This window comes from Streptomyces ossamyceticus (assembly GCF_001418475.1).
GTDB classification, from domain to species: domain Bacteria; phylum Actinomycetota; class Actinomycetes; order Streptomycetales; family Streptomycetaceae; genus Streptomyces; species Streptomyces ossamyceticus.
The window spans coordinates 1-11,819 of sequence record NZ_LIQX01000671.1 but is presented as its reverse complement, the minus strand read 5'-3'; the positions used below and the strand labels follow the sequence as shown (position 1 = coordinate 11,819).

Annotated in this window: 10 protein-coding genes; 3 read left to right on the top strand and 7 right to left on the bottom strand. The window is 72.6% G+C overall.

The genetic code is table 11. The annotated features are described in order from the left end of the window. Positions 1–61 precede the first annotated feature (61 nt). The 4 genes from AOK15_RS45870 to AOK15_RS36235 form a co-directional block, all read right to left on the bottom strand. Positions 62–220 carry a DUF6760 family protein gene (locus AOK15_RS45870; protein ID WP_099970623.1) on the bottom strand — a complete coding sequence of 53 codons (159 nt, stop codon included), beginning with the start codon at positions 218–220 and terminating at the stop codon, positions 62–64. Continuing rightward, positions 217–783 (bottom strand): hypothetical protein, encoded by a 567-nt coding sequence (locus AOK15_RS36245; protein ID WP_063799100.1) that lies wholly within the window; start codon positions 781–783, stop codon positions 217–219. The genes AOK15_RS45870 and AOK15_RS36245 overlap by 4 nt, the downstream gene beginning before the upstream one ends. Further along, complete coding sequence (locus AOK15_RS36240) at positions 783–1,226, bottom strand: phage tail protein (protein ID WP_055522741.1); 444 nt, start codon at positions 1,224–1,226, stop codon at positions 783–785. Before AOK15_RS36240 ends, AOK15_RS36245 begins: the two co-directional genes overlap by 1 nt. 68 nt (positions 1,227–1,294) lie before the next feature. Beyond that, on the bottom strand, positions 1,295–2,875 hold the full coding sequence (locus AOK15_RS36235) for a phage tail sheath family protein (RefSeq protein WP_055522739.1): 1,581 nt from the start codon (positions 2,873–2,875) through the stop codon (positions 1,295–1,297). 256 nt (positions 2,876–3,131) lie between these two features. Here AOK15_RS36235 and AOK15_RS47910 point away from each other — a divergent pair, with 256 nt between their 5' ends. From AOK15_RS47910 to AOK15_RS36220, 3 genes are all read left to right on the top strand, one after another. Then, on the top strand, positions 3,132–4,817 hold the full coding sequence (locus tag AOK15_RS47910) for an eCIS core domain-containing protein (RefSeq protein ID WP_055522737.1): 1,686 nt from the start codon (positions 3,132–3,134) through the stop codon (positions 4,815–4,817). 76 nt (positions 4,818–4,893) lie between these two features. Then, positions 4,894–6,144, top strand: a complete 1,251-nt coding sequence (locus AOK15_RS36225; RefSeq protein WP_055522736.1) for a hypothetical protein — start codon at positions 4,894–4,896, stop codon at positions 6,142–6,144. Positions 6,145–6,245: 101 nt separating this feature from the next. Then, positions 6,246–7,688, top strand: coding sequence for a hydrolase (locus AOK15_RS36220; protein ID WP_055522750.1), 1,443 nt, complete (start codon positions 6,246–6,248; stop codon positions 7,686–7,688). Between the two features lie 144 nt (positions 7,689–7,832). Here AOK15_RS36220 and AOK15_RS36215 read toward each other — a convergent pair whose 3' ends face one another. The 3 genes from AOK15_RS36215 to AOK15_RS36205 form a co-directional block, all read right to left on the bottom strand. After that, complete coding sequence (locus AOK15_RS36215) at positions 7,833–9,911, bottom strand: ATP-binding protein (protein ID WP_079058906.1); 2,079 nt, start codon at positions 9,909–9,911, stop codon at positions 7,833–7,835. Then, on the bottom strand, positions 9,908–10,585 hold the full coding sequence (locus AOK15_RS36210; protein WP_055522734.1) for a Pvc16 family protein: 678 nt from the start codon (positions 10,583–10,585) through the stop codon (positions 9,908–9,910). The genes AOK15_RS36215 and AOK15_RS36210 overlap by 4 nt, the downstream gene beginning before the upstream one ends. A gap of 142 nt (positions 10,586–10,727) precedes the next feature. Then, complete coding sequence (locus AOK15_RS36205; protein WP_055522745.1) at positions 10,728–11,402, bottom strand: helix-turn-helix transcriptional regulator; 675 nt, start codon at positions 11,400–11,402, stop codon at positions 10,728–10,730. Positions 11,403–11,819 lie beyond the last annotated feature (417 nt).

Here is an 11,819-nt window from a genome sequence, read left to right as displayed (position 1 = left end):
CCCTGTGGCCCCGACCCGCAGGACCCGAACCACCCCTGAGGCGGTCGAAGAAGCCCACCGCTCAGACCTCCGCCCCGCCCCTGGTCACCAGGGACGCGATCTGTTCCGTGAAGCGGCGGCGGTCGGGGTGTTCGAGGTCCAGGATCTCCTCCAGGCTCCAGTGGAAGTGGTAGGCGACGTACGCGATCTCCTCGTGCAGCCGGTCGGTCGCGTACGTCACGATTCCCCCAGGCGGCTCCCGCCGAGCTCGACCTCGAAGGGCTCGGAGCAGTGCGGGCACTCCACGGCGGCACGGGTGTGGCCCTCCGCGTTGACCTGGCGGTAGAAGTCCTGGAGGAACGCCAGGTCGGAGGCGAACATGTTCTCCACGATCCCGTCGTGCACCATCGGCAGCGTGCCGAGCCGGGTGATGACCCGGCCCAGCAGCACCACCGACAGGTACGCCGGGTTCTCCTGGACGCGGACGTCGCGCAGCGGGATCAGCTCGTCCCGGGCGGTCGCGAGACGCATCACGCCGTCCCGGTGGACCGTCCCTGACTCGTCGACGTAGCCGCGCGGCAGCTCGAAGGGGAACTCCGTCCGCAGCTGCTGCCGCACCGCCACCGGCTCCGGCACGGAGGCCGGCCCAGGGGCGGAGGCGGAGGTGGGGGCGAAGCCACCGGGAGAGGCCGGGGCGTCCGCCACAGCAGCCGTCCCCGGGCCTGCCACCGGGCCTGCCACCGGGCCCGTCCCCGGACCCGCCGCCGGCACCCCGAGGGCCGTACGTCCTGCCGTGCGCCGCATTACTCGATGACCAGTTCTTCGAAGACGATGGTCACGGTCTCGGTGAGCGCGGACGCCTCGCCGGCCTTCAGGGTGCTCGCGTCGACCTTGCTGCACCAGGCGTTGCGCATGTTGTAGCGCTTCACCGGGTTGTTCTGGAAGTCCATCATGATGATCGACGCGTTCTTGCGGGCCGAGCTCATCTGCCCGGCGATCGAGTCGTTGATCCACTGCGTGAACGAGGCGGACTGCGTCATGCCGCGCACGACGGTGCACTGCCCGCTTCGCTGCACACCGGGCAGCAGGTTGACCTCGGGGCGGCCCTGCGCGGAGTTCTGCTGGTAGGTGATGACGTCCTGCTCCAGGGAGAGGCCGCTGACCTCGGCGAGGTACTCGACCATCACCCCGTCGATCTGGAGGCCGAAATTGTGTGAGGTGAGGCTGTCGGCCTGCATGAGACTCATGGGATCGCTGTCTTTCTGAGGAGTCGCGTGGGAGAGCGAGGGCGCGGGCTGGTGCGGAGGGACGGCGCCTACTCCTCCAGCTCCCCGCTGCCGCTGGAGAACTGGGCCAGCCGGAAGATCACGAACTCGGCGGGCTTCACCGGGGCGATGCCGATCTCGCAGATGACCCGGCCGAGGTCGACCGACTCCGGCGGGTTGGTCTCCTGGTCGCACTTGACGTAGAACGCCTCCTCGGGCCGCTGCCCGAAGAGGGCGCCGCCGCGCCACTCGTTGACGAGGAACGCCGAGACGTTGCGCCGGATCCGGGCCCACAGGGCGTGGTCGTTCGGCTCGAACACCACCCACTGGGTGCCGATCAGGATCGACTCCTCCAGGTAGTTGAAGTACCGGCGGATGTTCAGGTAGCGCCAGGCCGGGTCGGAGGACATCGTGCGGGCGCCCCAGACGCGGATGCCGCGGCCGGGGAAGGCGCGGATGCAGTTGACGCCGACGGGGTTGAGGAGGTCCTGCTCGCCCCGGGTGATCTGGAGTTCGAGGTCCACGGCTCCGCGTACGACCTCGTTGGCGGGCGCCTTGTGCACACCGCGTTCGAAGTCGTTGCGGGCCCACACGCCGGCGACGTGGCCGCTCGGCGGGACCGTGCGGGACTGGCCCGACGCCGGGTCGAAGACCTTGATCCACGGGTAGTAGAGGGCCGCGTACTTGGAGTCGTACCCGGCGGTCTCCTGCCGCCAGACCCGGATCTGCCGGGCGTTGAGGCCGGGCGGCGGGTCGATGACGGCGACCCGGTCGCCCATCAGCTCGCAGTGCGCGATGAGCCCCAGCTGCACCGCCTTGACGGCCTCCAGGTCGATCGCGCCGCGCTGGTAGGCGGCCATCAGGTCGGGCACGGCCACCATGGAGATCTCGTCGACCGCCTCCAGGCCCCCGAAGCCGGTGCGGTCGGCGGAGTCCCCGAGGTACTCACGCGGGCCGGGGTGCGTCTCGTCCGCGCCGGTCGCGGCGGGCGCCGGGGCGGGGGCCGCGGGGGCCGCCAGCGCCACGGTCTGGTTGTCGGGGCGCGAGAGCTGCGCGGCGGGCGCCGCCTCCTGGAGGGAGATGAGCTTGGAGCGCTCCTTGACCTGGGTGACGACGTAGTTCCGGCCGCCCTTCTTGGCCGTCACGTCGAAGGTCTCCACCGCCTTGTCGCCGTCCTTGACGACCAGCCGGAACCGCTCCGCCGGGCCCTCGCCCTCCGGGTCGGTGACCTCGACGCTGAGCGAACCGCCCGCGATGGCGGCCACGGCGAAGGTGCCGAGCCGCTGAGGCTCGCCCGCCGGGAGGGCCGCGGGGGCGGCGGAACCGGTGACGGCGGCCGGGGTGCTGCTCCCGGCCGCCCCACCGTCCGTGCCGCCGACACGGACGACATACGCGGCGCTGCCGCCGTTGTTGAAGAACCCGTACACCGAGTGCGCCAGGTAGTACCCGTCGGTGAACTCACCGAAGGCGGCGACGTACTGCGACCAGTTGGTCACCAGGGTCGGCTCGTTCAGCGGGCCGGTCGGGGCCAGGCCGACGAAGGCCGCCACCGAGGTGCCCACCCCCTCGATGGGGCGCGAGCCGCTGGCCACCTCCTCGACGTAGACGCCGGGCGACAGGTAGGACGGCATGCTCTGCGCTCCTCGGGGTACGAGACAGTTCGTCTGTCACCCTCACGCGCGAAGCGCGTCCCCCGAAACGTCCTCCGGTGCCTGTCCGGGGGCATTCCCGTTGCCCGCAGGGGCATCCCGCCGTGCCTGGGTGACCATCCGCCCACCCGCTCTGCCCGCGAGACTGCCCTCACGGCTCTCCCACGGCCGGGCGCCCTGGCGGTAGCCCTGGGAAGCACGTACGTCCGGTACGTACCCAGGCCGTCGAGGGAGCCCCGTGCGCGCGCAGGACAAGGAGACCGACCAGAGCCGGGGGCGGGCCGGCGCGGGCCGCACCCCCGCGCCGGGCCCCGCCGCCGGACTCCTCGCGCTGCAACGGGCGGCCGGCAACGCGGCCGTGGCCCGCGCCGTCGAGGAACAGCGCCACGAGCACGACGCCCACTGTGGGCACGGCCCGTCGGTACAGCGTTCGACGGTGCACGAGGTGCTGCGCTCACCCGGGCAGCGGATGGACGACCCGCTGCTGAACGAGATGCAGGCCCGGTTCGGCGGCGAGGACTTCAGCGACGTCCGCCTCCACACCGACGCGGCGGCCCTGGACTCCGCCGCGCAGATCGACGCGGAGGCGTACGCCTCGTACCCGCACGTGGTGTGGGACGGCGGCGACAAGAAGGTCCTCGCCGAGGAGTTGCACCACATCGGCCAGCAGAAGCGCGGACCCGTGCCCGGCACCGACAACGGCGACGGCCTGATGATCTCCGACCCCGGCGACTGGGCCGAGGTCGAGGCGCGGGAGGCCTCGCGGGAGGCGATGAGCGGACCGGCGCCCGTGCAGGGATCCGCGACCGACGCCGCCCCCGCGCAGCGGGACGGCGGGGTCGCGGGCCGGCCGGCCGTGCAGCGGTCGCCCGCCGCCGGCTCCTCCTCCAAGACGAGTGGGGGCCGGGTCACCAAGGCCAAGGGGCGGGCCGGTACGAAGGGCGCGGCCACCAGCCCGTCCGAGGCGGTCAAGCAGGCGCTGATCGCCCTCGGTTGGGAGGCCCACGGCGCGAACCAGAGCCTGACCCTGCACAAGATCGACCGCTCCCGGGCCACCGACGAGCAGAAGGCGGCCGCCGCCGGCACCAGCAAGAAGGGGCAGATGTACATCCCCTCGGAGCAGGGTGTGGCACCCCGCAGTTATGCCGGTGAACGCACCAAGCAGGTGCTGCGCTGGATCTCCACTGTCGTCAACCGGGCCATGCTCCAGAAGAACGAACGGCCCGAGGAGGTCCAGGCGGGCATGGAGGTGACCGAGGCCCCGGACGTGGAGGCCGCGTTCAAGCTGTTCGTCTCCACCAACCGCGTCAAGGTCAACAACGTGCTGCGCGAGGGCGCGGGCACGAAGGCCGCCAAGGAGTACATCGTCGAGCTGCTGGAGACGGTCGTGGGGCAGAGCGACCGCGAGATGCGGCACATGAAGAAGCTGAGGAGTCTGCTCGCCAAGGAGGCGGAGTCCACGCCCCCGGAGTTCTGGGACGTCCTCCAGGCGCTCACCGGGCCGATGACCGTTCCGGTGCCCACCAAGGACGGGAAGCACGCCGAGCGCACCATCATCGGCGCCGCCGCGCCGGGCAGCATCTCGGACGACCACATCGCCGGTGTGAAACGCCCCTGCGTCAGCTGCTTCATCGAGCTGTACGCGGGCTCCGACATCCGGCCCGGACCGGCGTGGGTGAGCGGCGCCGCCAACACCGACATCGCGGACTTCAGCGCCGAGAAGGCGGCGCAGCTGGCGAAGCGGATCGACGACACCGTCAGCGGTACGTTCGCCACGCTCCTGCTGCGGTGCGAGGAGCACGACGGGGAGACGACGCAGGTGCCCGTCGGGGCGACCTGGGACTACAACACCGACTCCGACTCCCCGGCCAGCTCCAGCGACCGTGAGCCGGACCCCGCCGACCGTATGGACACCAGCGCCTGACCCGCCCGGTCAGCCACTTCTCCGCCTCTCCGCCTCTCCGCCTCTCCGCCGCTCCATTTCTCCAGGGGACAGCCGTATGCGCGCACACCAGGACCACGACCCCGGCCGGCAGCCGCGGACGCCCTCGCCCCGGGCGCCGCTCACCCCGGCGCCCGCCCCGTCGGTGCTGGCCTTCCAGCAGGCGGCGGGCAACGCGGCCACCGTGAAGGCGCTGCGGCAGGGGACGGCCGGCCCGGTGGTGCAGCGGGCGGGGAAGGACGGATCGCCGACCCGGCCGTCCTCCCAGGGCTCCGACCGCTCGTCAGGCTCCGGGAAGTCGATGACCCCGGCGGACGCCCGCAAGATCCGGTTCATCCAGGACAAACAGCAGCTGTGGAGCCGGATCAACGGCATCCGCGCCCTCGCCGAGATGGACTCCTTCAAGCAGGGCGTCACCGCCTTCCTCGCCAACATCGAGCGGGACCTGGAGAAGGCCGACACCGACGAGACGACCCCGATCGACCACGCGGCCATCGGCGCCGTCATCGCCGGGTTCCAGCACCGGACGGTGCAGGGCAACAAGGTCCAGTACTCCTGGTACAAACAGAACCAGACCAAGGAGGGCTTCTTCGACATCCTGGACCGGCACGCCGACGCGTCGGCGCAGCACGGCCAGCTCTGGTCGAAGATGGGCTCGGCGCAGGCCACCGAGGACGTCAGCGTGGGCCGCGGCACGGTCCTGGAGGCGTCCATCCAGGGCCGAATCTTCGACGGTCTGCTCTTCGGCCTGCCGAGTTGGAGCGCGTCACCGGCCCTGGGCGAACTGTGGCGGCTCCTGTCGCAGACGTACGTGGAGGGACTGAAGGGCTGGGTCACCGCCCATGTCCTCGACGGCACCACCCAGAAGAGCGTGCTCACCACGATCGAGTGGCCCCGGCTCAAGGCGCAGATCGCGGCCCACCAGGTCGACGGTCTCGACATCATCGTGTACCGCGCGGTGCCCGGTCCGGGCGGCTCCGACCACGTCCTCGTCCCCGTCGAGTCCTTCCCCGTGCGCACCCAGGACGAGTTCGACGCCGTGCCCAAGGCTCCCGTCGACGGCACCGACGAGACGGCCCGCAAGGAGTGGGAGCAGACGCAGCGCCAGGTCGACCTGGAACAGCGCAAGGCGCTGGTCCGGGTCTACTCGCGGGACGACGAGATCGAGCGGATGAACCACTACGTCACGGAGGTGCTCGGCAAGAAGCACGGCCCGGGGCTCGTCTTCCGCACCTCCACGACCCCCCGGAACACGCCCGCGGGCACGTTCGCGCCTTCCCCGACCGGCTCCGGCCCCGGCTCTCCGTGACCCGGGACGACCAAAGGGGCACCGCGCGGCGCCCGTTGGGGAACGAACCGTGCCCAGGAGCCACCTGACCGGGCGGGATCCCTCTGGCTAGCGTCCAGGTGGTGAGCCTGTGGACTTCCCTCGAACCCCCGTCCGCGACCGTGGACCCGGGTGCCAGCACGACCGTGCGGCTGAAGCTGCGCAACACCGGCGATGTCGTCGACGAGTACCGTTTCGAACCGGTGGGTGACATCGCGCCGTGGGTGACGGTGGAGCCGCAGTCGTTGCGGTTGTATCCGGGGACGACGGGGACGGTGGAGTTGTCGTTCGCCCCGCCGCGGACGTCGGACGCGACGGCGGGGCCGAACCCGTACGCGGTGCGGATCACGCCGACGGAGCATCCGGAGGCGACGACGGTTCCCGAGGGGAACCTCACCATCACCCCGTTCACGGAAGTCCGCGCGGAGCTGGTGCCGCCGACCGTGAAGGGCCGCCTGCGGGGCCGCCCGAAGCTGGCGGTCGACAACGTGGGCAACACCAAGGTCACCGCCTCGGTCAGTGGCAGCGACACGGGTGATCAGCTGTCGTACGACATCCACCCGAGCAACGTGCAGATCGAGCCCGGCCGGGCCGCGTTCGTGAAGGCCACGCTGAAGCCGCGCCAGATCATCTGGTTCGGTTCGAAGGAGGAACGGCCCTACACCTTCGCGGTGAAGCGGTCGGGGGCCGTGCCGCTCGACGTCGAGGGCACATACGTCCAGCGCGGCTTCCTGCCGGGCTGGCTGGCGACCTTCCTCGGTCTCCTCCTCGCGCTGGCGATCACCTTCGTCATGCTGTGGATCACCCACAAGCCGCAGGTGCGCAGCACCGCCACCGAGAAGCTCGACAAGGCCGCCGTCAGCACCGTGCCGCCCAGCCCGCAGGCACCTCCCTCCCCGGCGCCGCCGCCCACCTCCAGCGCTCCCGCCGCGCCTCCGCAGACCGCCGAGCCGGAGAACGCGGGCGGTGGCGGCGGTGGCAGCGGCGGCGGCTCGGGCGGCGGGTCCGAGGAGAAGAAGAAGGCCCCGAAGCCGACCGCGGCCACCGCGGTCCGCAAGCTCGCCGCGACCGATCCGGGCGGCAAGCACATCTGCTATCGGGCCTTCGTGGCGGGCAAGGGCTGGACGGCACCGGAGTGCGACGGCGACATGGCCGGCACGGTGGGCCAGAACCGGCCGCTCACGGCCCTGAACATCGCGGTGTTCGGTGTGGGCGGCACCGCCAGCGCCGCCTTCGTCCACAACCCGCAGTCCACCGACGGCCAGGGCCACTACGTCGAACCGTGGTCCGGCGCGCCCGACGGCAGCGACAACTACGTCGGCGACAGCAAGAAGGACGCCCCCGCCCTGCTGGGCTTCACCCTCAACGTCGACAACGGCGGCGGTGCGGTCTGCCAGGCCGTCCACCAGCGCAACGAGGGCTGGGCCGGCATGGCCTGCGACAAGCCGAACGAGGGAGACCGCTGGACCTTCGGCGGCACCCTCCGCAACGACATCTGGGTGGAAGCCGTCCGCTTCACCGTGTGAGACACCACCAGCTAGGCGGCGCCCCGCCCGCCCCCGCCTGCCCCTGGCCGCGCGGGGGCGGGGCCGGGCCCGTACTCGTACGGCAGCCCGGCCGAACGCCGCTCCCCGCTCCCGTACGACAACCCGGCCGCTCCCGTACGGCGGCTACCAGCCGCCCTCGCCCGGCACCAGCCGGCCGGCCTTGCGGTACTCGCGCTCCGCGCCCTCCCGCAGGTCGGCCGAGGTGACCCGGTCGCCGCGCCCCACCGCCGCGTAGGCGGCGGTGACCACCGCGCTGCGGATGGACCCGCCGGCCAGTTCGAAGTCACGGGCCACCCCGCCCGGGTCGGTGTCGTCGGCGCACGGCACCGACGCGAGGCTGTGCCGCCACAGCGCCAGCCGCTGACCGGCGTCCGGGAACGGGAAGTCGACCACCATGTCCAGCCGCCGGGTGAACGCCTCGTCGATGTTGGCCCGCAGGTTGGTGGTGAGCAGCGCGATGCCGTCGAACGCCTCCAGCCGCTGCAACAGGTAGGCGCTCTCCATGTTGGCGTACTTGTCGTGGGAGTCCTTGACCTCGGAGCGCTTGCCGAACACGGCGTCCGCCTCGTCGAAGAGCAGCACGGCGTCGGTGCGGTCGGCCTCCGTGAAGATCCGTTCGAGGTTCTTCTCCGTCTCGCCCACGAACTTGTCGACCACCGAGGACAGCTGGACGACATAGAGGTCCAGGCCGAGATCCGCGGCGACGACCTCCGCCGACAGCGTCTTGCCGGTGCCGGACTCGCCCGCGAAGAGCCCCAGCACGCCGTGGCCCCGGCCGCCGCCCGCGCTCAGCCGCCAGTCCCCGAGCACCCGGTCGCGATGCCGGGCCCGCAGCGCGAACTCCCGCAGCTGGACGAGGGGCTTGTCCGGCAGGACGAGGTCGCCCCAGCCGACGTCGGGCCGGATCCGGCGGGCGTGCCGTTCCAGACCGGACGCCGACTGCTGCCGGGCCGCGCGCCGCAGATGGGCGGCGGTCACCTCCGTGCCGTCGAACGCGGCGAGGTCCAGGGCCGCACGGGCCGCCCGCTCGATCCGGTCCCCGCCGAGCCGGTACGGGGCCACGGTCGCGGCCAGGTCGAACCCCGGCCCCACCGCGCCCGCGCCGAGCGCGGCCGACCAGGCGTCGACGGCACCCGCGTACGGGCGGGGCGCGTCGAGGACCAGCGGGTCGACGTCGGCCCACTGCGGGTCGTACGGCCGGGGATCGACGCACACCACGGGTGGGTGACGGTGCCGGGCATCGCGCGCGCCGGCCGGGACCAGCGCGCGCAGCAGCGGGCCCGGACGCTCGGGCAGGGGCGACACGACGATCGCGCGTCCGCTCAGCCGGGCCTCGCGCAGCAGCCGGGGGAGGAGGCCGGACCAGGGGTCGCCGTCCTGGGCGGGCTCCGGCGGAGGGGTGAGGTGCAGGGCCTGAAGGCCCGCCGCGCGCAGGGCGGCCGCCGCGCACAGCAGCCCGTCCCCCTCACGGTGCTCCCGCAGATGGACGGCGAGCGGACCGGCGGCCAGCCGGGCGGCCAGCTTGGCGGTGAACGCGCCACCGGGCACGAGCGACTCCGCGGGCGACGTCAACGGCCGGACATGAGCGGTGAGCGCGGCGTCCGGGGTGTCGTCGCCGAGCAGATGCGCGACGAGCCGGTCCGGTACGACCAACGCCCTGCTGAGGAAAGGACGTTCGGGGTCCTCGACGGTCAGCAGGCCGAGCGCGCCGAGCGGCGCCGACGGGTGGAACCGGGCCCGTCCCGCGGCGCGGTGCACCGGCACCCCGCACAGATCGAGGGCGAGCCCCACGCTCGCCCGGCGCCGGCTGACGTCGTCGTTCAGATACCCGTACAGCTGCTCGAAGGACCGGTCCACGTCCGGGGCGAGCGCGATGAGCAGGACGGCGGTGTCCAGGTCGGTGAGACCGAGCCGCCCGGCCAGCCGCGCGAAACGGTCCTCCGGCCCGTCGTATGCCGCCCCCGGTCCCTCCGGATCCGGTGGCACCGGGACCAGCAGATGCCGTACGGCCTCCTCGGAGAGGTAGAGCCCGCGCAGCGGATCGGCGGCGGTCGGGTCGACGGCGGCCCGGCGGTCCACCAGCCGTGACACCCGCTCGCGGAGCCGGCCCAGCCGCACCAGGAGGGGATCGTCGGTGACGCCCTGCGGGGGCGCGGCGGGGAGCGTCGCTCCGTCGGGTTCCACGGGGGTGTGCGTGCTCACTCGGCCCGCTCCGCTGGGGCCGCGGGGCCGTTGCCCGCCGCGGGGGCCGGCGCCAGATGCCGCGGCAGGTGCCGGCGCTCGGGCGAGTCGGACGGCGTGCCGTCCATGGTGCGGACGCGGACCGCCGCGCCCTCCGTGACCGGGGGACCGGCGTCGTACTCGGGGAAGGCCGGGAAGGGCGCCGTGACCACGAGGTCGAGGGACGGCTTCAGTTCACCGCCCAGCGCGGACCAGATCTCCGCGAGGGAACGGGACTCGGTGTGCAGCCCCGCCACCGTGAGCGGCACCGACAGCCCCAGCGCGCCCAGCGCGCCCGGCAGTTCGTCCGGCGGCAGCAACTCGCGCGGCAGCAGCGTCGCCAGCACCGCGGAGAGCAGCCGGTGTTCGTCCTGCGGCTGCTTCGTCCAGGCCGTGACCAGGTACGACAGCCGGAACCAGCGGGGCGGCTGACGGCGCCGCACCACGATGTCACGCTCGTCACGGACGGGCATGTGGCCCCGCTGCCGCCGGGAGACGTCCTCGCGGATGTCGTACAGATACGTGTTGATGGTGGGCGCGTTGCGCCGGGCCGCCCAGTCGCGTGTCGGTGCCTCGAACGAGACGTCGATACCGGAACCGGCCAGGGCGCCGCCCCCGATCAGCCCCTTGAGGACCTCGTCCACCTCGTGGATCACCGTCGTGCTCCCGTGCCGTCCGCCCCGTCGTCTGTCCGTCCGTCGATCGTGCCCCGAGCGGTGCCCGTCCCCGCAGGCACGCCGGGGACGACCCGAGGGCAGAACACGCTGCCCGGCGGGTCCGATGCGACTGCCTGTTCGATCAGAGGTAGCCTTCCCGGAGGGCATACGCCACGGCATGCGCCCGGTTGCGCAGATGCAGTCGGGTGGTCAGACCATGCATCACGTTCTTGACGGTGCGTTCGGAGTAGGAGAGCTTGCTCGCGATCTCACCGGTGTCCAACCCCTCGGCGACGAGCCGCAGTACGTCGATCTCCCGCGGCACGAGGCCCGACACGGGCGCGCCCGGCCGGCCGGTCACCGAACGCTGCAACGAGCCGACCTGGTTGATCAGCCGACCCAGCAGATCGGCGGGCAGATCGCCGTCACCGCGCGAAGCCGCGAGCACCGCCTGCGACAGCCGGTGCGCGGTCGCCTCGTGGCGCCACACCACCGCCCCGACCCCGCACTCGATGACGTCGAGCAGTTCCGTCTCACGGATCGCGCTCACCACCAGCACCGCCCGCGCGCCGTCGCTGCGCACCAGTTTGCGGAGCGCCGCCAGCAGGGTCTCGTCCGGTGTCTCACCGATCAGGACGGCCACGGTGCCCGGCCTCGGCTCACCGCCCTCGACCAGGTCGATCACAGGGTGCCCGCCCAACTGGCTGAGCACCCCCGCCCGGGAGAGCGGATCCGGAGTGTGGACCACAACCGGGATCCGGCGCCGCGCCACGGTCGTGGCCGTCTCCGTCTCCGCCGTCCGTAATGAGCTGGTCAACCGATTCTCCTGTGTACGCGTGGGGGGAGGCTCCGCCGACCGGACCGCCCGCCGGGCCGCCGGGACGACGGCCGAGCCGGACGGCGGCAGGACCGCCGACCGGACGACGCCCGGATGGATCGCCGACCGGACGCCGACCGGATGGACCACCGACCGGCAGACCGACCGAACCACCGGCCGGGCTACCTGCTGGTTTGCCTACCGGGCGACCGTGCGGGCCGCGGACCGGGCCGGCCGGCGGAGCCGGATGCGCCGCAGGGGCCCAGGTGACCGATGGGCTCGAACCACACTTCTGTGCGGCGACCGCCGTGCGCAATCGTGGACCACCACGAGATCGACCACGAGATCGGCCACGACACCTCCACGGCGGCTCCTCTCCCGGCCGTCCCCCGCACCGCTGCCCCCTTCACGGCCGAC

Coding starts and splice junctions, on each gene's coding strand:
- AOK15_RS36235 (WP_055522739.1), bottom strand. CDS start 2,875: ATGCCGTCCTACCTGTCGCCCGGCGTCTACGTCGAGGAGGTGGCCAGC.
- AOK15_RS36225 (WP_055522736.1), top strand. CDS start 4,894: ATGCGCGCACACCAGGACCACGACCCCGGCCGGCAGCCGCGGACGCCC.
- AOK15_RS36245 (WP_063799100.1), bottom strand. CDS start 783: ATGCGGCGCACGGCAGGACGTACGGCCCTCGGGGTGCCGGCGGCGGGT.
- AOK15_RS36240 (WP_055522741.1), bottom strand. CDS start 1,226: ATGAGTCTCATGCAGGCCGACAGCCTCACCTCACACAATTTCGGCCTC.